The organism is Bartonella rattimassiliensis 15908, assembly GCF_000278215.1.
GTDB lineage: Bacteria > Pseudomonadota > Alphaproteobacteria > Rhizobiales > Rhizobiaceae > Bartonella > Bartonella rattimassiliensis.
This window is the reverse complement of the sequence record NZ_JH725066.1, coordinates 40,061-63,479: the sequence shown is the minus strand read 5'-3', so window position 1 is coordinate 63,479 and position 23,419 is coordinate 40,061. Positions and strand designations below refer to the sequence as shown.

Annotated in this window: 15 protein-coding genes and 1 pseudogene; 4 read left to right on the top strand and 12 right to left on the bottom strand. The window is 35.0% G+C overall.

What is annotated here, in order from left to right; translation table 11 throughout:
* Window positions 1–1,385: 1,385 nt before the first annotated feature.
* The 6 genes from trxA to MCY_RS10240 all read right to left on the bottom strand — a co-directional run bounded on the left by trxA (window position 1,386) and on the right by MCY_RS10240 (window position 13,263).
* Window positions 1,386–1,709, bottom strand: a complete 324-nt coding sequence (gene trxA / locus MCY_RS05005) for a thioredoxin (RefSeq protein WP_007347286.1) — start codon at window positions 1,707–1,709, stop codon at window positions 1,386–1,388.
* A gap of 173 nt (window positions 1,710–1,882) precedes the next feature.
* Entirely contained in the window at window positions 1,883–5,359 is a 3,477-nt protein-coding gene (gene addA, locus MCY_RS05000) for a double-strand break repair helicase AddA (RefSeq protein WP_007347285.1), read from the bottom strand.
* A complete protein-coding gene (addB, locus tag MCY_RS04995; protein WP_007347284.1) occupies window positions 5,356–8,481 on the bottom strand; it encodes a double-strand break repair protein AddB in 3,126 nt (1,041 codons plus the stop codon). Before addB ends, addA begins: the two co-directional genes overlap by 4 nt.
* Before the next feature lie 925 nt (window positions 8,482–9,406).
* Window positions 9,407–10,981 (bottom strand): peptide chain release factor 3, encoded by a 1,575-nt coding sequence (locus MCY_RS04985; protein WP_007347283.1) that lies wholly within the window; start codon window positions 10,979–10,981, stop codon window positions 9,407–9,409.
* Window positions 10,981–12,639 carry a lysine--tRNA ligase gene (locus tag MCY_RS04980; RefSeq protein WP_007347282.1) on the bottom strand — a complete coding sequence of 553 codons (1,659 nt, stop codon included), beginning with the start codon at window positions 12,637–12,639 and terminating at the stop codon, window positions 10,981–10,983. Before MCY_RS04980 ends, MCY_RS04985 begins: the two co-directional genes overlap by 1 nt.
* A 525-nt stretch (window positions 12,640–13,164) precedes the next feature.
* Complete coding sequence (locus tag MCY_RS10240) at window positions 13,165–13,263, bottom strand: argininosuccinate synthase domain-containing protein (protein WP_342341421.1); 99 nt, start codon at window positions 13,261–13,263, stop codon at window positions 13,165–13,167.
* A 516-nt stretch (window positions 13,264–13,779) separates the two neighbouring features.
* Here MCY_RS10240 and MCY_RS04975 point away from each other — a divergent pair.
* Window positions 13,780–14,421 carry a LysE family translocator gene (locus tag MCY_RS04975; protein WP_007347281.1) on the top strand — a complete coding sequence of 214 codons (642 nt, stop codon included), beginning with the start codon at window positions 13,780–13,782 and terminating at the stop codon, window positions 14,419–14,421.
* A gap of 769 nt (window positions 14,422–15,190) precedes the next feature.
* Here MCY_RS04975 and rlmN read toward each other — a convergent pair.
* The 6 genes from rlmN to lptC all read right to left on the bottom strand — a co-directional run bounded on the left by rlmN (window position 15,191) and on the right by lptC (window position 21,536).
* Window positions 15,191–16,417, bottom strand: a complete 1,227-nt coding sequence (rlmN, locus tag MCY_RS04970; protein WP_007347280.1) for a dual-specificity RNA methyltransferase RlmN — start codon at window positions 16,415–16,417, stop codon at window positions 15,191–15,193.
* 41 nt (window positions 16,418–16,458) lie between these two features.
* Window positions 16,459–16,962: an invasion associated locus B family protein gene (locus tag MCY_RS04965; protein WP_007347279.1), complete on the bottom strand. Its 504-nt coding sequence runs from the start codon at window positions 16,960–16,962 to the stop codon at window positions 16,459–16,461.
* A 1,164-nt stretch (window positions 16,963–18,126) separates the two neighbouring features.
* Complete coding sequence (gene ptsN, locus MCY_RS04960) at window positions 18,127–18,591, bottom strand: PTS IIA-like nitrogen regulatory protein PtsN (protein WP_007347278.1); 465 nt, start codon at window positions 18,589–18,591, stop codon at window positions 18,127–18,129.
* 823 nt (window positions 18,592–19,414) lie between these two features.
* Complete coding sequence (gene lptB, locus MCY_RS04955; RefSeq protein WP_007347277.1) at window positions 19,415–20,209, bottom strand: LPS export ABC transporter ATP-binding protein; 795 nt, start codon at window positions 20,207–20,209, stop codon at window positions 19,415–19,417.
* A gap of 21 nt (window positions 20,210–20,230) precedes the next feature.
* On the bottom strand, window positions 20,231–20,815 hold the full coding sequence (locus MCY_RS04950) for an LptA/OstA family protein (RefSeq protein WP_007347276.1): 585 nt from the start codon (window positions 20,813–20,815) through the stop codon (window positions 20,231–20,233).
* Window positions 20,816–20,891: 76 nt separating this feature from the next.
* Window positions 20,892–21,536 (bottom strand): LPS export ABC transporter periplasmic protein LptC, encoded by a 645-nt coding sequence (lptC, locus tag MCY_RS04945; RefSeq protein WP_007347275.1) that lies wholly within the window; start codon window positions 21,534–21,536, stop codon window positions 20,892–20,894.
* A 19-nt stretch (window positions 21,537–21,555) separates the two neighbouring features.
* On the opposite strand from lptC, the gene ihfB reads away from it, so the two are divergent.
* From ihfB to MCY_RS04930, 3 genes and pseudogenes are all read left to right on the top strand, one after another.
* A complete protein-coding gene (ihfB, locus tag MCY_RS04940; protein ID WP_483294748.1) occupies window positions 21,556–22,011 on the top strand; it encodes an integration host factor subunit beta in 456 nt (151 codons plus the stop codon).
* Window positions 22,012–22,021: 10 nt separating this feature from the next.
* Window positions 22,022–22,315: pseudogene (locus tag MCY_RS10015) on the top strand (DUF1049 domain-containing protein).
* 174 nt (window positions 22,316–22,489) lie between these two features.
* The gene (locus tag MCY_RS04930) at window positions 22,490–23,419 is read left to right on the top strand and encodes a class I SAM-dependent methyltransferase (RefSeq protein ID WP_007347273.1); all 930 of its coding nucleotides are present in this window, start codon (window positions 22,490–22,492) and stop codon (window positions 23,417–23,419) included.

Genomic DNA, 23,419 nt, shown 5'->3' with positions numbered 1-23,419 from the left:
TTTCTACTTATTGTGAGCTTTAGAAAAGTAATTCGTAAAATTTTTGTTTTAAATCTCCTTTGTATAATTGCTAAGCACACCAAACAAAAATTTCCTTATTGCTAGATTGATATTTGCCTTTTTATGTGTTGAAAATACTATCTATCTCGATAGCCTTATCCAAGAAGAAAATACCTTTGTGAAATTATCATTCACCCAATATTCTTGACGCGCATAAAAGTAAGGAATTGTTTGCATTGGTTTGATTAACTTTTAAAATGGCTGAAGAACCCCAGTTATCTATGATCTTGTTTCTTTAGCACAAAATTCCTATGTGTTTATTCCACCAACATCTGAAGAAAAAGTTCTCGATACCTATTGCAATGCACAGCATCAACCGCCATCATCTTTCAATGAAGCGAATTCTATACACTTGATGCATTTGCAAGCGCCTAATGAATTTAGAAAACTTTCAGAATTTTTACACGTCCCCACCAGCGTAATGGAAAGTCACTTTATTTTAAATCTATCTTCCATCTATAGGATTATTTTATTCATAATCTTTCATAATAAACTCTTGACACCATTTATAAAGTTGATAAGGAAACGTAATTTCTTTTTCAAGAAACAAGCTTATATTTAAGTTGAAAAAATTCAATGCTTTAATTTTAGAAGCATATTTTTAGAGCGATTTTGATTTTTATTTTACTAAAAGAGGTTAATCTAAATTTTGAGTGATCTTTTGAAGAGAATGCTTTTTCCAATATTTGTATTGAAAGAGGCTATAGCAATCTTAAATTTTATCTATTTGTCTTGAATAGATCTCCTAAAATTTTATACAACTGACATTTCTTAACCAAAATTTGTTTCACTATTTTTAAACTATAATTCTCAAAACACATTTGGTATGTTAGTGAAAATTTTCAATCTCATAAAATATAATTTTACAATTTTTATTATTTGTTGGGACGACAGGTATATATTTTACAGTTTCTAATTTTAGAAATCGTAAATTTTATTTTTTAATATAAGATCCACCTCATTAAAACAAAACGTAATCTTTAAACACATACAACTCATTTTAGCAGAAACTTCAAATTATTCGATGTTTTAATGTTTTTTTCTACATTATAAAAAAACACAGCGCAAAATTTACGAGCCGTGGTGATAATAATGTTTTTGCATTTCATTATTTGCATTATCGTTTTTTTATGTTTTGTCCATATATGGAAATTTTTTAATAAAGGTTGCTCGATTAAATTATGCATAAAAATGTAGATTTTTAAAATCAATTAACATTTTTATTTTATTCATTTTTTTTATTAAAATATATTGCAGGAAAGAATATTTAAAAAAATCAAAAGGAGAGATAAAATTTCTCTCCTTTATAGTTACTATGTATGGAATTAACTAAGCCCATCTTTTATCCACTCATCAAGACGTCCTTTAGGGACAGCGCCAACCATATTCGATGAAACATGTCCATTTTTAAACATTAATAATGTAGGAATAGAGCGCACTCCATATTGGGTAGCCAATTCCGGATTTTCATCAATATTCACTTTGGTAATTTTAACTTTATTTTGCATTTCTATTGAAATTTCATCCAAAATTGGAGCAATCACTTTGCAAGGACCACACCATTCTGCCCAGAAATCAACCACAACAGGGGTGGAAGAGGTTAAAACTTCACTTTCGAAATTGTCCTTATCAACTTTTATACACGTCATTGATTTATCCTTTATATTTATTTCTATACATTGGTATGATATCAACTCATATCAAGTTATTTCAAAATAAATTATTAAGGGGCTTTTTTACACCAGATACTGCGCATTATATTTGTATGGATGATTTTGTGAATATAAAAAAGCGTAAAGATGTATTGAAGGAAATATGATACTTATAAGGCTATTTCATCAAGAAATGTTTCGAGTTTTTTGGGAGGAAGTTTAAAAATTTTTGCTTCTTTACTGTAGATAAGCAAAGCTTGAACATCTTTATCAGGATGAATAGCTTGTAACAATTTTCGGTAAAGAGCCATTTGCAACCAATAATGGGAAGCAATAGCAGCTTCATTTTCTGGTGGGGTTCCTGTTTTAAAATCGGCAAAGATAATGCTGTCTTGCGTGACGTAGAGACGATCAATTTGACCAGAGATTGCTTGCTCTTTTCCATGAATTTTTACAATGCCCATTAAGGAAACCTCAGCACGTGAATGCTCAGAGAAAAGAGGTTTAAGGTCAACATGATCTAGCATTTTCCAAATATGGCGAAGAGCATCTTCTCTTTGGCTTTCAGACCAATGAGAGGCTTTGATATTGAGATAATTCCGAGCGTAATCTTGACGTTTTTGTGGGGGGTAATCGGGTAAATATTGTAACAATCGATGAATGAGATTACCATATTCAATAGAAAAAGCTTTATTGGTGTTTGTTTCTCCTAAAACGGGTGATGTAGTAAGCTGTTTTGAACTTGAAGAAAATTCTGTATCAGCTTCAATGAAAAGACCTGCAATTGAGGGTTTTAACGGTTTTGGTAGCACTGGTTCTGCTGATACTTTATGGGAGAAAAAAGCAGGCAAAGGTGGTAAGATTTGGCATTCAGTACTGCTTTTTTTTGGGTTTGTAGAAACAGAAAAGGGAGATGTAATGCAATAACGCCAAGCCGCAATATCTTCCGCAGGCCCCTTTATAGCAACCGCATGCGATTTGAGGGCTTTTTTTACCAGTTGCAACCATGTATGAGATGGCGCTTTTTGACTTTTATATCCACAAATAAACAAGCGATCTTCAGCGCGTGTCATTCCTACATAAAGAAGGCGCCTATATTCTTCTTCTGCGCGCTCTTTTAAATGTGAAATTGCTTGTTTAGAAAGCTTTGTATCAAACTTTTCGTTGGGACGCCAAATAAAGGCTTGTTTTTCATTCCCCTGTGCCTTGTCTAAAGGAACTTTAAGTAAGTGAGGAGCATGCTGAGGATGCCAAATCGCACTACCAGGATCAACTAAAAACACAACAGCAGCCTCTAGCCCTTTTGCGGCATGAACAGTCATAATACGAATTTCTTCGTTATTTTGTTCAAATTCACGTTTAATTTCTGGTTCGCTTGCACTTAATGTTTCTAAAAAAGCCTGTAACCCTGGTAATCCTTTCTTTTGAATAGTAAGCGTATAATCCATAAAAGCATCGAGCACGTCATTTGCTTCAGACCCTAAACGGGCTAGAATTTTTTGTCGTCCCTTATCGTTGTTCAGAATATAGCTATAGAATTCGAAAACCGGTATTTGGTCCACTAAAGCACGATAATAGCTCAGCTTTTCAAAAGCATATTTAAAAGATATATGCGATGATGTATGGGTACACAGACTTTGCCAAAGAGAGCCGGTGCGGTATGCGGCAAGCTGATAGAGCTCCTCTTCACTAAGAGAAAAAAGAGGACTTTTTAAAACACAAGCAAGAGAAAGATCATCTTGTGGCTGCAAAACAAAACGCGCAAGCGCCATTAAATCACGGATACTAATATGTTTGATGAGTTGTAAACGATCAGCTCCTGCTACGGGAATATTGCGGTATTTAAAAGCACGCGTAAGAGCTGAAACAAATTGATCACGTTTACGAACCAAGATCATAATATCACTTGCTCGTATCAAGCGACCTTTTGCTGGAAGCATTTCGCCTTTTTGTAACCAGTCGGCAATAGTTTCAGCAATTTTTTCTGCTAAACGGACTTCGGGTGTATCTAAATGATCAACAACTTTATGCCACTCTTGAGGAAATTCACTTGTTTTTTTGGAAATGGCATCCCATATAACAACTTCACCTGGACTCTGAACACGAATAGCTTCATGCACCGTTTTTGTATTTTCTGCTGAAAGTCCTTTATAGTTTTCTGGTGTTTCAAAAACAAGATCAACACTTTTAAGAACATCTGCTGTAGAGCGAAAAGAATAATGCAGTTGTATCTTTTCAAATTGCTGATTTGTTTGCCGTACTTTTTTTTGAATGATTCGTCCATTTGCAGCAAAGTTTTCTGGAGCAGCACCTTGAAAAGAATAAATAGATTGCTTTTCATCTCCAACAGCAAAAAGAGTCCGTATATTTGTTCGTTGGCTATAACCGGAAAAAAACTCTTGTACCAATAATTGAATAATTTGCCATTGCTCAGGGTTGGTATCTTGTGCCTCATCAAGTAAAATATGATCAAGTCCACGATCAAGTTTATAATGCACCCATTGGCTTGCACCTTTACGTTGTAACAAATGAAGCGTACGCTCAATAAGGTCATCAAAATCTAAGAAGCCATTGGCTTTTTTCAGATTCGTATAGATTTTGAGATAAACGGCACAGAGCTGAAAAGCAGCCATATTGAGAGCCGCAACTTTTGCGCATTGATATTTCTCTAAAAGAATAGAAAGCTTGCTTTGTTTATCTTCAAGCATTTGTTGAATAAAAGGCCACATTTCATCTGATTCTTTACGAGATAAATGCGAAAAATTACGCGGCTCACCTTTTGTTGTAAAATAAATATCAGAAATAATATTGAGAATATTTGTCTCATCACGCACCTTTTCTAATTGAGAAAGTTTTTCCACCATATCCTTAAAGCTTTGACTACCATTGGTTTCACAATACTTAAGAGCATAAAGAGGAAGGCGCGCAATCTGTTGAATTTGTTCCTGTAGATATTGGTTTGTTTCATTGGGCGCTAAATTAAAAAGCGCACGCAATTTGTCTTCTCCATTTTCAGATAAGAGAGAAGATAAAAAATCAGACAGTTTATGTTGCTTTTCTGTTGCTTCATAGAGCAATTGGTTAAAAGTATGCTCGCTGATAACTTTAAGTAAATGTTTTAAAGCAGGTTGTACATCATGATGTGCTAAAAGTTGGCAACGAGCTTCTTGTAGCAATTTTTTTCGACTAATATCATCGGGAAGTTCGAAATGCCCTGCAATATTGGCTTCTAACATAAATTGATGCAAAAGAGATTCACAAAAAGCATGAATCGTTTGGATCTTTAAACCACCAGGTGTTTCGAGAGCACGAGCGAAAAGTTGTCGTGCATAAGTTAATTTTTGTGCATTGACGGGTTTCTTTTCAAACCGTGCTAATGTTTCTTGTAGCTGTGCATCATCGAGTTCATTCCAGCTAGAAAGCGTGTGAACAATTCGCGATTGCATAACAGCAGCAGCAGCTCTTGTATAAGTAAGACATAAAATACGTGCTGGAGGAGTACCATTTAAAAGCAAACGAATAACACGTTCACTTAAAACGTGCGTTTTTCCAGATCCAGCATTTGCAGAAACCCACACGTTTTTTTGCGGATGTGTTGCCGTTGCTTGCGCATCAAGGGCTGCTTCAGGTATAGGAAAAAAAGTCATGATTGTTCTGCTTTATGAAGACCACTTGACCATTCCCATAATCGTGCCAAATGATCGTAATCACCCTCATATGGTTTTGATATAGGGACGGCATGTGAAAGATAGCCTTGTTGTGGATTTTGATAATAAGTTACGAGTGCAATAATCTTTTCCCATGCAATTTCACCAAGTTTAACAGCAGTTAAATGCGTTTTTTCTTTTTGTTTATTTAAAAGAATTGATTGCGATTTAATTTCACCTTTTCCATTAAGAGGAATGTAAAATAAATTTGAAGGAGTGAGATCTTGAAAATCTGGAAAGGCCCCTTCCATAAGTAAAGCTGTTTCTAAAGCCAATTGCGGAAATAATAATTCACGAACTTGTTTTGATGAAGGAGGAGTTCCAGTTTTAAAATCTAAAATTTCAACCGTTTTATCTGGCAAAATATCAATACGATCAGCACGCCCTGAAAGGGTTACCCCTGTTGTTCCTACAGAAATTTTTTGTGATACCACTTCAGCATATCGTTCTCGCGGTCCTAAATTTTGTTCCCATTGAATAAGGCGTGGAGCAAGATTTTCAAAACTATTCCACCAAATTAATTCAATATCAGATGGAAAATTGAATTTATCAAATTCTTTACGTCCAATAGCAAGCAATACATCTAATGCATTTTCAGCATTTGGATTTTTTACTTGTGTACAAAAATTTGCAAGAATAGCATGATAAAGTATTCCGCGTTCAGGAGAACTAGGATCATGAATAAGTGCTTTAAGTGGTTTGAGCCGTAAGATTTTTTTTGCATAAATAGCATAAGGATCACACCGTAATGTTTTTATTTCAGTGACTGTAAAATGACGTGGACGCATATTAAGGGGGGGTACAGGGCAAGGACGTTCCACCTCAGAAATGAGGTTTGTATGATCAAGCATCTTTGTCCAATGAAGTAGTATTTCACCTCGTGCACGGATCTGTTTCCAAACTTGTTTTCCTACAACTGTTTCTATACGTTGTAACCAGCGTGAAGGAATGGAAGGCGTATGATCAACTCGCAACGCGCGACTCATCACCACTTTATCCATTCCCATAGCCCATTGAAAATCATGTGCGGAAAGACCAATACGCTTTTCTGGCGGTTCCAGAGTTAACATCATTTTCATTGGTCGCGATAAAAAAGCATCGTTTCGGGTTGAGATCGGCCATGATCCTTCATTAAGACCGCCAATGATCACTGTATCAACTGTTTGCAAACGTGATTCCAAAGTACCCCAGATAAATAAACGCGAATGTCCTCCAGGAGAAGGTATGACGGAACGGGTCGCTATTATAGCAGAAAACATAGCCGGCCATTCGTAAATAGGAAATGTTAGTCCTGATTGATCGCTGACTAATTCACGTAAAAAATTTGATAAGGCTTGTCCTGCTTCATGTTGATAAAGATGCGCAAGAGAATTATCCTCATTGCGACCAAAACTCTCAAAAACCTCAACAGTTGCTATTGCAGCCTCGTTGATTGTGCATTCTTTCTCTAGTTTCATAAGAGACATTAAAGGTTCAACAGCTTTTCTCAAAAGATGGCAAAGGAGACGTGCTTCTTCAAATTTCTGCTGATCAAGGGCGTTGATTTCAGAACGATTATGGGAATATGTTTCAATCCATTTTTCAAGAAATTGATCACACTGGCAAAGATTAATACGCCCGATTTTACCTCGAAGAACAAAAAGTTCAAAATTTTCTGCCATTTCGCGTAAGCGATGACGATTTTGTTGGAGTGTTGTCAGTGGATGCTTAAGAAGAGAAAGAAAAGCAATGGGATCATCAGGTTGAAACACATTCTCTAAGATAAGTCGCAAAAGCGTTGCAGGCAAGGTTTGTGCAAGTGGTATTCCCCCTGAATCATTTGCTTCAATTCCAAATCGCTGTAATTCCGCAGCAACACGGCGGGCTAAATTACGGTCATTTGTAATAAGGGCTGCGGTTTTTTGGGGTTCTTCAATAGCATTGCGTAAAGCAACAGCTATAGCGAGAGCTTCTTCACGTTCATTTATAGCTTCAATAAATGACCAATCCGCACAAAGGTCCTCATAATCATCACGGACAATTTGTATCCATTTATCTGTCGTAGAAGCTGGTCGGAATGCTTCCGATAAAAGAGCCATTCGCCTTTTCTTTGTGCTATTCTGTTGGCCAATTTCGCAAACATGACGACGTTGACACTCCATCAGAGAAAGAAGTTTTTTTAAATGATATTGAGGATGGCTAAAAAAATTTTCTGCAAGATCAAAAAAATCACAAGCCGTTTTTTCCTTATTGCTGGTGCTGAGTGCATTCCATTGTTCTTCATCCATATAAAAATCAAGTCCAGGAAGAACAACAGCTCCTTTTGGTAGAGAGGCTATAACCTTTAAAAGATGAGAAACTGCGGGAATAGAACCTGACACACCAGCTGCAATGATAGGTTTATTAGGTTGTGTGCGTCGTAAAGTCTCTGCATGTATTGTGAGTGCTTGATTACGCCATTCAGCGGGATTACTTCGTTGCTTTTCTTTCAAAATTTGTGGCCAATTTTGCGTAACAATAGTCAGGAAATCAAGCGTTATTTGCCACCATTCAGCAACCATATCAGGGGCAATATCTTTAAGTTTCGACCAATCTGCTCCTTCTGTTTCAATTTCATCCATCAAATGTGCTAAATCTTGTGCAAGCCAAATTGCATCAGCACTATGAGCTGGAATGAGCACATCTTCTGTACCAAACATGGCCCGTAGATGTGCAGGCAAATTTTCTCGCCATGGACGAATAAGACGCGCTAAAAGCAAAAGACGCTCAATTTCTCCAATGGGTGAATTCAAAGCATTGGTATGATTTCCAATAAAAAGAGAACTGTCTTCATCGACATCTCCTAAAGCATGTATGGTTGGCAAAAAAGTTGATTGTGTACCACTTCTTTCAAAAAAGGCTGAACGCAAAGCGCGAGCAGCACGGCGTGTCGGAACATAAATAAGGCTATCGGCAAGAGCAGTTTGAATATCTCCATTTGAAGCAAAATTATCAATGAGGATACCAGAGAGCAATGCATCAACAAAATGAGGCAAAAAAGCAGTTCCCGAAGAAATAGAAAAGACACGCGGTTTATAGGCCATATGATCTCATATTTGGGATAATAAATTTCATTTTATTGATTATTTGCATAATTGTGACTTTATACAAAATTTATACAAGGAAAAACTGAAAAACCATATTTATACAGAAGATTTTTTAGCTTAGAGTTTTTAAAAATATTGAAAGACATTCCGTATCTTAAGTCATCGTGAAAAAATGTTAAAATTTTAAAAGGCATCAAAAAGTATAATAAGTGTACTATAACTTATTGAATATAAAAATTAAATTTACCGAATTCTTTATACAGTGCGACCTGAAAATATCTTTTATTAGACCCCATTATTTTCAAAAAAATAGATTCATGAGATTGCAGAATTTAAAAAGTCAGTTTCGTGAATAATATTTTCAAATTTTCATAAAAAAACTTGGAAAAAAATAACAACATCCCCCATTTCAAAATGAAAATAGATCTCTTTGATGGAAAGAATTTTGCAAAAGACTATCGTGAAATCCTTTATCTGTTTAGAGTTACATTCCTTATGCGAAATGGAATCTTCAAAACAAAATATCATTATATTTTAATTTTACAGGCTTTTGTTTTCAAAGAAACATCCTTCTTCGCACTTGAGCCTATCTCATAATGCCACCCTGCACATAATAAAATGAATAATGTAACATAAAATATTCCGTACATCGGATGAGATTAATCACATACCCACCACTTTTACTTCAAACCACCATCATCATTTTCTTTACCCTCACATAATATTTAAAAAGCTCTTAGCCATAGAGAGGATTTATAAGGAGTATCTTATTTTTTCCTTAAGTGTTTTTACACGCATACCAATTCTATTTATGATGTACAAATCAATGATTTCGATTGTTTTAATATAAGAAACTTATAATATTCAAATTCCTCATCCAATGCAAAAAAACAATAAATCATATAAAATATTTTTCTCTATTTTAAGAATACATTTGATAATCTTTAAAAGTAGCAAACTTTATTTTAGGAGCTCTTTCTGCCTCATAATTTAATGAAAAATGATTCTCTGCTAAAAAAACAGGATCCCCTTCCAAATCATACGCAATAGCAGATCGATGATTGCTGAGAAACTTTTGCAACTCATCCTTGCTTTGCGCTGAAATCCAACGACATAAATTAAAACGCGCAGCCTCAAAACTCACTGGCAAAGAATATTCTATTTTCAATCGCTCTTTTAAAACATCAATTTGCAAAGCTCCAATAACCCCAATGAGAGAAGGTGCTCCATCATCAGGTATAAACAATTGCACAACCCCTTCTTCAGCCATTTGTTGTAAAGCTTCTTTAAGCTTTTTTGCTTTCATTGGATCACCCAAACAGACACGACGCAAAATCTCTGGTGCAAAATTTGGTACTCCCTTAAAAAGAATATCTTCTCCTTCAGTCAAAGTATCACCAATACGCAATGTTCCATGATTAGGAATCCCTACGATATCACCAGCATAGGCTTGATCAGCAATTTGGCGTGAACGCGCAAAGAAAAACTGTGGAGCCGAAAGTGTTATAGGCTTTCCTGTTCGAACTAACTTTGTCTTCATACCACGTTCAAGTATTCCTGAACATACTCGAAAAAATGCAATGCGATCACGATGATTAGGATCCATATTCGCTTGAATTTTAAAAACAAATCCTGTCATTTTAGGTTCGGTTGCTATGATATTGCGCTGATCTGCACTTTGATTACGAGGGCTTTGACCAAAATCAATAAGCGCATTGATTAAATCACGAACACCAAAATTTCGTAAAGCTGAACCAAAATAAACCGGCGTCATATGACCTTCACGGAAAGCTTTAAGATCAAAACTTTTGCAAACACTTTGAGCGAGTTCTACCCCTTCAATAAAAGTTGAACGTTGATATTCAGGAAGTAAATGGACAACCTCTCTGGGACTTGAAACTATCCGCTGTTTTATCTCATCATCTTTTTGACGAAAACGATTATGATAAAGATCATAGGTACCAACAAAATCTTTACCCGTCCCAATGGGCCATGTTATAGGCGCGGTATCAAGCGCAAGTTTTTCTTCAATTTCATCTAAAAGCTCTATAGGATCACGTGCTTCACGATCCATTTTATTGATAAAAGTAACAATAGGAATATCCCGCATTCGACACACTTCAAACAGTTTCAGCGTTCTAGGCTCAATTCCTCGGGCCCCATCCAACACCATGACAGTACTATCAACGGCTGTAAGCGTACGATAGGTATCGTCTGCAAAATCTTCATGACCTGGGGTATCTAGGAGATTAAAAATATGATTTTCATATTCAAACGTCATCACCGAAGTTACAACAGAAATACCACGATCACGCTCAATATTCATCCAATCAGAACGGGTCTGAATACGATCTTTTTTGGCTTTTACTTCTCCTGCAAGTTGGATAGCACCACCAAACAATAAAAGCTTTTCCGTCAATGTTGTTTTCCCAGCATCAGGGTGAGCAATAATTGCAAATGTCCGACGTCGCTTTACTTCTTGCACTCTTCGTTCCATTATTCCCCCATAGGTCGTGCAAGCGCTTCAGAAATCAGTACACGCATTTCATTAATCCCATAAAGTGCTATAAATGATCCCCATCGTGGACCTCGCTCTTGTCCTAAAAGAACTTCATACAACATTTGAAAAAAAACATTGGAGACACCGGGACCGCCTTCAGGGCTTTTTTTGCTATGATCTTGATAGCGTTCCGTTAGCCGTGCAACATCAAGAAGTGTATTTTGTAGCGTGTTGCCATCAACTGTTTCAGGCAAATTGGCTAATTTTTCATCAATGTGTACTAACGTTGCACGTTCACTGTTGTCTGGTATACGAAATTTTTTGTTTGGTTTCACAAAAACATCAAAATATTTAATGGCAAACTTTACCAATTGATCAAGTTCTGGATAAGTTTGTGCATTTGCTCCTTTAGCGTAACGAGAAATAAAACCCCAAAGAACCCCTGCATTCTCTGCATTTGAAGCACTTACCAAATTTAATAACATTGCAAAGGATACAGGTAAATCAACTTGTGGTGGACAACCATTATGAATATGCCAAACAGGATTATTAAGCCGTTCTTGCCAATTTTGACGACCATAAGCGGAAAGATGTGCATAATATTCATCTACAGCTTTAGGAATAACATCAAAATAAAGCCGTTTAGCTGACTTGGGCTTTGAAAACATATAAAGCCCTAAACTCTCTGTTGGGGCATATGTTAACCATTCATCAATGGTTAAGCCATTTCCCTTGGATTTGGAAATTTTCTGTCCTTTATCATCTAAAAAGAGTTCATAGTTAAACCCTTCTGGAGGCTTTCCACCCAATACTTTACAAATTTTAGAAGAAAGATTTGTGGAATCAATAAGGTCTTTTCCTGCCATTTCATAATCAATGCCAAGCGCTGTCCAACGCATTGCCCAATCAACCTTCCACTGACACTTAACCTTGCCCCCTGTGACCTCCGTTTCTATCGTTTCTCCTGTTTCTGGCTCGATATAAGTAACTGTACCTTTTTCAATATTACGTGAAATCATCGGTACCTGTAATACTTTTCCAGAAAATGGAGAAATCGGTAAAAAAAGAGAATAGGTTGCTTGTCGCTCTTCACCCAATGTTGGTAAAATAATTGCCATCACCTTGTCATAATAGGCAAGGATTTTTAAAAGTGTTTCATCAAAACGACCGGAATTGTAATAATCCGTCGCACTTGCAAATTCATAATCAAAACCAAAACGATCAAGAAAAGCTCGTAAACGTGCATTATTCGCTGCTCCAAAAGAAGGATAATCATCTTCAAAAGGATTGGGTACATGGCTCAATGGTTGACCAATATAATGTTCCATCTTTTCACGATCTGGCACATTTTCAGGAACCTTGCGCAAACCATCCATATCATCAGAAAAACAAAGCAGTTTTGTTTTTACCTTATTCTCCGTGAGAATATGAAATGCATGACGCACCATGGTTGTCCGTGCTACTTCCCCAAAAGTTCCAATATGCGGCAAACCAGAAGGTCCATAACCTGTTTCAAATATTACACTATCTGGATAACTGACATTTTCATACCGCCTTATAATCTTACGTGCTTCTTCAAAAGGCCAAGTTCTCGATTGAATAGCTGCATCTTTTAAGTCAGGCGTAAGGTTAAGGGTATCACACGGATTACGCATTATTATTTATCCTAAAAATCACACTCTTTCAAAATTAGGGTGTATGGTTCTTGAATTTATTCGTCAATAATAGAAAGCAAAAAGGTACAAGTTTTTTATACTTTTAACCACAATACAAAAATTGCTCTCGCTGTAAACATATTTCATTCTGATAAAAATAAAAACATTGGGCATTATAAAACAAAATTTAATTGCTTTGATTATCGGCACATCCATTGCTATTTCTTAGGGCCTGCTTATCATATTATTAACACAAAAGTGAAATCTCTAACCTTGAACAAAAGAATTGTAAAAACCAAGAGTAATTATGGTTTCTTGATATGGAGCAGATTCCGATAAAAAAATATATATGAACATATTCAAGAATAGGAATAGCTGAGTCTTGTAAAATCTCTCTTTCCTAATGAAGAATGCAAAAAATCTGTATCCAGTGAAGAAGACGCTTCGCTTTGCTTATCCTTTTCTACAAGAATTTAATGTGTACGGGCAAATTCAAAAAAATTCGCCCTACTATAAAAATCCCAATCATACCATGGAGCAATTTTTTATATTAGGATTAAGTGCATAAACGGAAAGCTCAAAGCGTAACTGATCACTGCCTTTTCCTGTTGCTCCATAAACAATTGAAATTATCCATGTTTCTTAGAAATTTCGATAAAACGTTTTGAAATAAGTGGACGTACAATTGACGTTCCTAAAAGATATCCCCTCATAAATGGTATTCGCTCAAAACATCGGAAAAATAAAATCACACACAATTGTTTCTTGCAATCTTAAATGTAGATCTCTTTAATATTTAGTATTTCAGCTTTATTATAAGCAAATTATAACTCTTTTATCTACCTCATATCTACTGAAAAACTATAACTTAAACTCTTAGTGTGCTTTGCAAACATTTGAGAATAATTGGCGTATCTAACCCACTGAATAAGCTAAAATAACTTTCCTAATATTTTGCCAATCTTTTATTTTAAAGTCCTATATCGGCTGTTTTTTATTTCCAATTAGAAATAAAAACGATACAAGAAATACAAAAATAAATTCTCTTTAAGTAACATTAAAAAGACGTAAAAAGCGTAAATAAGGATGCATCAAAGTATAAAGAGTGAAATTTACTTAAAAAAATAAGAGGAGATTTACGTGTCATTTCTACCGGAGTGGTCTATCGTTGTGCAATTTGCTTTAGCATCGTTGATTTTAGCGCTTATTCCAGGACCTGATATGATGCTTTCCGTGGGGCGAGCTATTACACAAAACAAAAAAGCTGGAATTATGTGTGCTTTGGGAAGTGCAACAGGATTTGTAATTCAGGTTACTGCTGTAGCACTTGGATTATCAGCACTTATTTTTGCTGCGCCACACACTTTTGTTCTTCTGAAAATTGTTGGCGCCTTTTATCTTTTATGGTTTTCCTTTCAAGCGTTACGTAGAAAACCCACACTTTCCTTTGAGCCAACATCTTCTAAGTCTCAAAGCTCTAAACGTAACTATCTTGCCGGTATTGGAATTAATCTTTTAAATCCTAAAGTTATACTTTTTAATGCAACATTCTTACCACAATTTATCAATGAGAATGATCCTATGGCAACACAAAAGTTACTCTTTTTAGGACTCTCTTATATTCCTATTTCTTTTCCCATTACAATTTCAGTCGTTTTTACAGCGCATAAACTTACTAAAACTCTCAAGAAAAACCCTCTCTATATCCGTTTTCTCGATTGGATTATTGCTGGGATTTTTACCAGTTTTGCACTCCATCTCCTTATAGTTACAAGATATTAATTTATAAGTTTAATTTATCGTTTTTAATTTTAATAAAAAACTAAAATAGTGTAAGATTCTGCTATTTCAGACCTGTCTATGTCGAATCATAATAAGACCTTTATCTTGCACATCAAAAGCGAAGCTGGAATTTTCATGTGGGTAAAGACTATCTAAAAAAATAAAAATGCCCCTTATGAACAATCTTAAGTTGAAAAGCTGCTACAACATTGGGAGTTGAAAAATAAAATGACTCGATCAACTTACACCCCCATTAAACGTAAAAGTGAAATAACATCATATATTTCACAAAGGATTTCATATTATATTTATACGAACATTGTCGTAAAATAGGGAGGACACTAAAAGATATTTAAATAATAGACAATACATATAGTCTTTATATTTTAGATCCTCTGTTTCGCATGTGATGCATAATCTTATTAAAGAACGTAATAAATAAAGCATGAAATAATGTGCAACCTCCACTCTTTTTAAAATATTACCATAGATGCTTTTAAGAATCATAAAAGCGAATTAAAGAGTATGGTAATAAGATAAACATTAGCGACAACTCTTGAAACTAGGTTGTCTCCTTATTTCAGAGATCATGTAAACGGATTATATATAGTACTTTCCTTCTATTTAACACATAAAAGCTGGAACTATTCATCTAACACTTATCCATCTTAATCTTTATCTCACTTATACTATCGTACAAAATATGAATATTAATTTATAAACAAAAAGCACAGATTTTATATTGTTACGCAGCTGAAAATTGCGTTAACTAATGAGAAATGGTATTTTCAAGCCGCAAACGTTCAGATTTCCGTAAACGCTCTGAAGCAGATTTAAGTTGTCCACATGCAGCTAAAATATCGCGTCCACGCGGTATCCGAATAGGAGAAGCATAGCCCGCTTGATTAACAACATCAGCAAAACGCTCGATTTGCTCCCAATCAGAACACTGATAATTACTCCCTGGCCACGGATTAAAAGGAATTAAATTGATCTTAGCAGGTATCCCTTTCAATAACTGAATCAATCGCTTAGCATCATCTAAACTATCATTGATATCTTTCAGCATAACATATTCAAATGTGATTCGTCTTGCATTGGAAAGACCAGGATAATTACGGCAAGCATCCATCAGTAAAGCAAGCGGATATTTTTTATTAATAGGAACAAGCATATCCCTTAGTGTATCGTGTACTGCGTGGAGTGAAATCGCCAACATAACACCAATTTCTTTTCCAGTTCGGATAATTCCAGGAACAACCCCACTGGTTGAAAGCGTAATCCGACGTTTTGATAAAGAAAGCCCATCACCATCAGAAGCAATCAATAAAGCTTTTTTAACAGCTTCAAAATTATAAAGAGGTTCTCCCATTCCCATCATAACAATATTGGTAATTTTGCGCCCTTCAATAGGAACAATTGCTCCATCAGGTGTATTTTTATCAGGAAAATCGCCCAAACAATCACGCGCAACCAATAATTGTGCCAAAATTTCTTCCACTGTCAGATTGCGAACAAGCATCTGCGTTCCCGTATGGCAAAAAGAGCAAGTTAACGTACACCCTACTTGCGATGAAAGACATAAAGTACCACGTCCTTCTTCAGGAATATAAACCGTTTCAATTTCAACAGGTTTTCCAGCACCACGTGCAGGAAAACGTAAGAGCCATTTACGCGTACCATCTTTTGATATTTGTTCCCCAACAATTTCCGGACGCGCTATGGAAAAATAACACTTAAGTGTTTCTTGCATTGCTCTAGAAATATTCAGCATCTCATCAAAATTTGAAATGCCACGTACATAAAGCCAATGCCAAAGCTGACGTGCACGCATGCGCGTTTGACGCTCTGGTACACCAATTGTCTTTAAAGCTTGCACCATTTCATCTTGCGATAAACCAATTAAAGAGAGCTTAGAATCATCCTTCACAACCACATTATCTGTTTTTCGTGCTGAACATGAACCAATTGGTCTAAGGTCATAGGAAATGGTCATTGTTTTCCAATTCATATCACTATTTTAGAATCATAAAAACATTAATGGCATTCTTGAGCTGCATTCAATGCAGCAGTAACTCCTTTTAAGGAATAAGTATAGGTGGTATGTGTTCCCCGTTTTGATATTGCTTTCACTGTCATATTGTTTCCAGCACGCATAGCAGAAACAAGCTGCTTTTCCAACTCTGCTGATGCCAACCAAGCTGAAGAATCTTTCGTGAAAAAATCAAAGTCCTTACCTCCAACGGTCACTGTCACTCTCGATCCTTCTTGAAGTTTATAACCTGCCATGAACTGCGGTTCAAACGAAACAGGTGAATGAGAACGCTTCGTAACTAAGAAAAAGTTATCACCGTGATTAACTGTCGTTGGAAGAGACTGCAAAGGTACTGATAACACATAGCAAATCGTATTTTGGGGCGATTTATAAGAATAAGCTCCCCATGCTTCAAATTGATTTAAACGGTTCGGCGTTTGCGCATATGCAGCGCCGGCTGTAATCAAAACCATTACAGATGCAGCAATAACAGGCTTCTCAAACATCTTCATTTAGCTCACTTCTTTAGTCTCTAACAAGATTCTATTCATTGGAAAAATCAAACAAAAACTCCTTGATACGCATGTATCACTATCCTAATTTCTCCAATAAGGGAAATATTTTTATACTAATTCAGAATAGGTTTCTACTTTATCATTATGACATTTTAGTCTTTACAAAAATATAAACTTCTTATTTCAATAATCACATTAAAAAATAACATTTCATTTTATGTTACTCTTTTCATTTTGTATAAGAAACAATTTCTTTAAGCAACAAAACTTCAAAACGAGATGAAAATATAACACTATTCTGTTAAGAAATAAACCACACTCTTTATAATACAAGAAACTTGCTGAAAAACTTTGAAAACACGCCATGTATTCCCAAAAAAAATTCATAGCTTTGTAAATATCATTTCCCGACTTTACACATTTATATTCGTAAAATCGTAAAACACTTCAACTTTCATGCATTATAGTGCATTCATACTTTGTATTCAATAATCAGCCCGATATCATATTTTCACAATCTTCAAAATATCTTGTAAAAAATAATAAAATATTATCCACTATATTAATTATAAAAGTTTAGATCCTCTCTCAACAACTATATGGACTATATATAACTTTGTTTCCCCATGACTCTTCCTATACATTTCATCTCTAATTGTTAATTTCTAAAATGATTTTAACTACTTATAAACGATTAACCATATTACTTAATAGATTCGACAATATTTTTCTTCTTGTTGCCAAAAACTTCTCAAGAATTATTTTTATAAGTTTTCTGAACTTACTACTAAGTAAGTTATAAACAAAAATATAAAACTTTTTTCTACAGCAGTTTTAATATTATCATTAAAAAAAAAAACATTTTAATCTATTAAGAAGACTTACATGCCTTATCTCAACGCACCTTAAATGATAGTGATTTACAGCATAATAGGATACAAAGAATCCACAAATATAATAATCAGATACTTTAGATATGCGAAGACAAGAAAGGATAAGTACTTTGTTCTTGTTTTTTACTCTTTAAGAAGTTTTGCTTAGAAATAATTTCTTAAAATTGAATGACATAACCTTTTGTTATCAATATCTTAAAATTAAAATTATTCTCTACGCTCTGTGCGTATATCCCCGCAGTTTATACACTCATAATAGCTTTCAAGCTGCATTTGATTCTGAAGTTTGAATCAACAAAGCATAAAGTGCATTGGCATTACACGTATTGCGCAATTTTTGCACAACATCAGCGTGACGTAAAACACGGGCAATCTGTGATAAAGCTTTTAAGTGATCTGCACCAGCATTTTCAGGTGCTAAAAGGAGAAAAACGAGATCTATTGGTTCATCGTCGAGAGCTTCAAAATCAACAGGACTTTCAAGACGTGCAAATATACCAATAATTCGATTAATATCAGGCAATTTCCCATGAGGAATCGCAATACCACCACCCAAACCTGTTGAACCAAGCTTTTCGCGTTGCAAAACAACATCAAAAATTACATGCTCACTAAGACCTGTTAGCTTAGAGGCTTTTTCGGCTAAAATTTGCAGAACTTGTTTTTTCGAATTAGCCTTAAGAGCCGGAATGATTGCGTCCGGTGCTATTAATTCACTCAAATTCATCCTTTAATTTTCCTTTTACACGCTCTTAAATGCTCATCAAATAAACCTATAAACGGTCCAGATATTTAAAGTCTTTTTACTCTCGTGCATCATCGTATGCGTTTTTATTTTTCAATTTATAACGGGTGATGATTTAATAAATCTCATATCATTTTTAACACAACAATAAACAATATTTATCTCCTCATTCACAGCATGAGAAAAGAAAGAAATGAATTTATTCATAAATTTATTAAACTTACCACAAGAGCTAATATATAATTCCCAATCAGATTTCTTATTTCTTTTAAAATGGGTTCTTAATAGAATGAGAAGCATGGTGAAAAAAAATGAACCTTTATTTTGACAATGACCGCATAGATTAAATACCGCCTTATAAAAAGAATCTAAAGATTTTTAGAAATTATTTAATGATTATTTTAAAAGATTTATAGATTTAGTCTTATATCTATAGCCGAACTCCTATTTTGAAATATGCCATACAAACCAATGAAATATGACAATCCCTCTTGATAACCGCAATATATAACTGGTTTTCCCATCAAAATACCCGAAATAGCATTATCGATATATTATTTGATTCGATAGAGAAAAATAGGATAAATATCTCTTACCTTTCAATAACGCATGCATTAACTCACCGCTTCATTTATCACTCATTATTAAGTTAATCTAGTGATATCTTTTAGTAATGAAGCCTTTTGCACCACTCAATAAAAATATCTTAAGATTATAGTCATAAAAGAAGTTTTGGCATAAATAAGGAGATTTTCAGTAATAATATTTAGTTAAAATTAAATGGAAGCTTATGAAAGCTATAAAATCAAAGAGAAAACTGATTTCCCAAATAAATTCTGCGTACATCAACGTTGTTGATAATATCATTAGGGCGACCGTGAACTAACACCTGACCTGTATAAATAATATAAGCCCGATCGACAAGTCCTAATGTCTCACGCACATTATGATCTGTTATTAAAACACCAATGCCACGTTGTGTTAAATGACGAATAAGTTGTTGAATATCGGAAATAGCTATAGGATCAATGCCTGCAAATGGTTCATCAAGTAACATAAAATTGGGACGAGAAGCTAAAGCGCGCGCAATTTCAAGCCTTCGTCGTTCACCCCCAGATAAAGAAAGTGCTGGCATTTTACGTAAATGATCAATTTTAAATTCATGTAAAAGGCTATCTAACTCTTCACGCTGTTTAAGGCGGTTTTTTTCGACAATCTCTAAAACAGCTTTAATATTATCTTCTACTGAAAGACCACGGAAAATAGAGGCTTCTTGCGGAAGATATCCAATACCTAAACGCGCACGTCGATACATCGGAAAATGCGTAATATCAAACCCATTAATTTTAATGGATCCTCCATCAGATTTTATGAGACCCATAACCATATAAAAACAAGTTGTTTTACCAGCTCCATTGGGTCCTAAAATGCCAACAGCTTCTCCCGTACGAATACCAAAAGAAACACCATTGACTGTACGTCTTCCTCGATAAACTTTAATCAAATGACGAGCAATCAAGGTCCCCTCTAAGCGATTTTTTAAAACTTCACTTGCAAGATCATACTCATAAATTTGTTTTTTTCTTTTGATTCCAAACATGAAATCTCAATGGTCATTCTTTTAATTTTGTTTTATAATGATAGAAACACGGCCTTTTTTCTCAGATGTTTCACAACCCTCTAAAAATGCCTTTCCGTTTTCCATATTTGCCGTTAGTTTGCATCCCGTTGCTATATTGTCACCATCTGTTAACATAACATGCTTTCCTGTCAAGCTCATCATTTTTGACTTTCCATCAAAAACGCCTTTATCTCCCGTAGCAATTTGTGTAGCAATTTTTATATAGACTTTTCCTAAAGCTTCCATTTTTTTTATGCTCGATGAGCCAAATAAAGAAACAGATGATGCCTTTGTATCCTCCTTGTGTTTATCAGTTTCTTTATATGCTTTATCATAGTAAACGACTAATTTCGCTGTTCGTAAAAGACGTTCACCTTGCACAACTGAAACATCACCTTTAAAAAGTGCTATCCCCTCTTTATCACGTATTTCTAAAGAATCTGCATGAAGTTCTACCGGTTCTTTGTTGTTTGATAAACTTATTCCCAAATGGGCCACTTCAGCATGTCCTAAAGCTGTTCCTCCTTCTAACATTCCCATGCTAAAAACCAACGTCATACCTACCAATATTTTGTATGAGCTCATTATTTCAATTCTTCTGTTTATCTAGATACATACTTCTCTTTATAAAGATTATTTAAAGATTCGTATTAATATTCCGTCATTGCTTTTGAAACACTAAATGCACACCACCATGAAAATACATGTTTTTTCCTTTTTCTCGAATTTGCAAGGCATTTGCGGAAAGATGCAAACCGGTTCGCTGAATATGAACACGTTGATCTGTTTTTAACTGCCCCTCAGATAAATTAATACTAGCCGACATAAATTGTGCCATCATCCCATCATTCGTTGTAATGGTGAAGGGCTTATCTAACTGTAAAAAACCATTAATGTTATCGTAAACTCCCCCTTGTGCTGCGATAAAAATTTGTCTTTGTTCGCCCATAAATGCTTTGGCTGTAATGTTTTTCAACCCAATTATGCCAGAGCGTATATGATCTTGAAATGCCTTTTCTGCTTTAAGCCAATAAGGTTCATGAGCACGCGTATACCATTCCAATTTTGGATTGAGTATCGTCAAATTCATCACTTCGCTCTCTTCATTATTCAAAGGAAGAGGATCAGGAGTAACAGGAACTAAAAAAAACGTAAACCAACAAAAAACCAGCGCCAAAACCAACGCTAAAAATGGTAAAAAAATTTTTAATACGCTAATGCGACGCGAATGACGGGATGCTTTTTTAAAAACATCTCCAAAAGACGATCGCGTTGAAAGGACTTCATAATGATTGTAGACGGACATACTTTCCTAATCTCTTAAAATGTTCCGCATTTTTAATCTGTATAACCTTTATAAGAGATATTTTCAAATTTTGTTTCTTGCAATTTGTTTTTTCTTGGTTTTATTTTGCTTTTATCCATTTATATATTGTAATATGCATGAAGTGCACAATTATAGAAAAGTTTTTTGTGTAAATTTGTGTGAAAGTGAGGCTATCATGGTTAAATCAGAACTTGTGCAAATTATTGCTCGTCGTAACCCGCATCTTTTTCAAAGAGATGTGGAAAATATTGTAAACGCTATTTTTGAGGAAATTTCAACAGCACTTGCAAATGGCAATCGCGTTGAACTTCGTGGATTTGGAGCTTTTTCTGTAAAAAGCCGTTCAGCCCGTAATGGACGTAACCCACGAACAGGTGAAGCTGTTGCTGTTGAAGAAAAGTGGATTCCTTTTTTTAAAACTGGCAAGGATTTACGCGACCGTCTTAATCAATGAGAAACTTACGATAATTAAACGCATTTTTTTAACAACTACTCTTGTGATTCTCACAGCATTTTTAATTGTTTTTATCATAGCTAATCGTTAAATGGTTATGTTAATGCTTGATCCTTTTCAAACAAATTCTGAAAGTTTTTCTTATCATGCGCTCCTCTTTGTATGGCTCTTTAATTTCTTTTGTTTTTTTTATTTTTTAAAGAAATATGATTCATTGTTTTTCCTATCTAAAATGCAAAAAAAACTCAAAAAAAGCAAGGCCGAGCTTGAAAAGCTAAAAATATCAATCGCAAATATGGTGTGATAATCGTTTAATAAAATACTTTTCTCTCTGTATTTTGTATTCAATACAGAGTTAAAAGTGTTTTTTTATTTTTTCTATACATGTTTTAATTGACTTTAAATTTTTACACTTTTACGAAACATTTAAGAGCTTTATAATACAGCTCTTTATACTTCATGTACCGTGATACAAAATATGCCTGAATGCTTTCACCCCTCCCACAATCATAGATATCCGCAGGAAAATTTACCTCTTATTTTAGAAACGGGTATAAGTAAAGATTATGCTCTCATTGATTCTGGCCATGGACAAAAATTAGAGCGTTATGGTGCTTATCAAATTATTCGACCAGAAGGTCAAGCACTATGGAAACCCGCTTTGTCAAAAGAGCAATGGGCTGATGCAGACGCTATTTTCACAGGAAATCGTGATGAAGAAGGTATTGGTCGTTGGCATTTTCCTAAAAAGCCGCTTAATGAAACATGGCCTCTTTCTTGGAATGGACTATCTTTTCTAGGTCGTTTTACTTCCTTTCGTCATGTGGGGGTTTTTCCTGAACAAGACGTCCATTGGCGTTCTATGGAAGAACAAATTGTTAAAGCAGCACGTCCTATAAAATTGTTGAATCTTTTTGGTTATACAGGTGTTGCCTCTTTGATTGGGGCACGAGCAGGTGCCAATGTTACCCATGTTGATGCTTCTAAAAAGGCTATTGCATGGGCAAAAGCTAATCAGGAAAGAGCAGGATTACCAGATCATTCTATTCGCTGGATTTGCGATGATGCTGTGAAATTTGTCGAACGCGAACTGCGTCGTAAAAAAAGTTACGATATGATCCTCCTTGATCCACCTGCTTATGGGCGTGGACCTCATGGTGAAATTTGGCAACTGTTTGATCATTTACCGGCTATGATCATAAATTGTCGTAAACTTCTCTCTGATAAACCGCTCTCTATTGTTCTTACAGCTTATTCTATTCGTGCTTCCTTCTTTGCACTTCATACTTTAGTGCGTGATACTTTTGTAAATCTTGGGGGCACAGTCGAATCAGGAGAACTTATTTTGCGTGAAGAAGTTGCTGGACGTGCTCTTTCTACTTCTCTTTTTAGTCGTTGGATTGCTTAA

Coding starts and splice junctions, on each gene's coding strand:
- MCY_RS04950 (WP_007347276.1), bottom strand. CDS start 20,815: ATGAGCTCATACAAAATATTGGTAGGTATGACGTTGGTTTTTAGCATG.
- addA (WP_007347285.1), bottom strand. CDS start 5,359: ATGACTTTTTTTCCTATACCTGAAGCAGCCCTTGATGCGCAAGCAACG.
- ptsN (WP_007347278.1), bottom strand. CDS start 18,591: ATGAATTTGAGTGAATTAATAGCACCGGACGCAATCATTCCGGCTCTT.
- rlmN (WP_007347280.1), bottom strand. CDS start 16,417: ATGACCATTTCCTATGACCTTAGACCAATTGGTTCATGTTCAGCACGA.
- MCY_RS04930 (WP_007347273.1), top strand. CDS start 22,490: ATGCCTGAATGCTTTCACCCCTCCCACAATCATAGATATCCGCAGGAA.
- MCY_RS04980 (WP_007347282.1), bottom strand. CDS start 12,639: ATGCGTAATCCGTGTGATACCCTTAACCTTACGCCTGACTTAAAAGAT.
- lptB (WP_007347277.1), bottom strand. CDS start 20,209: ATGTTTGGAATCAAAAGAAAAAAACAAATTTATGAGTATGATCTTGCA.
- MCY_RS04985 (WP_007347283.1), bottom strand. CDS start 10,981: ATGGAACGAAGAGTGCAAGAAGTAAAGCGACGTCGGACATTTGCAATT.
- trxA (WP_007347286.1), bottom strand. CDS start 1,709: ATGACGTGTATAAAAGTTGATAAGGACAATTTCGAAAGTGAAGTTTTA.
- lptC (WP_007347275.1), bottom strand. CDS start 21,536: ATGTCCGTCTACAATCATTATGAAGTCCTTTCAACGCGATCGTCTTTT.
- addB (WP_007347284.1), bottom strand. CDS start 8,481: ATGGCCTATAAACCGCGTGTCTTTTCTATTTCTTCGGGAACTGCTTTT.
- MCY_RS04965 (WP_007347279.1), bottom strand. CDS start 16,962: ATGTTTGAGAAGCCTGTTATTGCTGCATCTGTAATGGTTTTGATTACA.
- ihfB (WP_483294748.1), top strand. CDS start 21,556: ATGTTCCGCATTTTTAATCTGTATAACCTTTATAAGAGATATTTTCAA.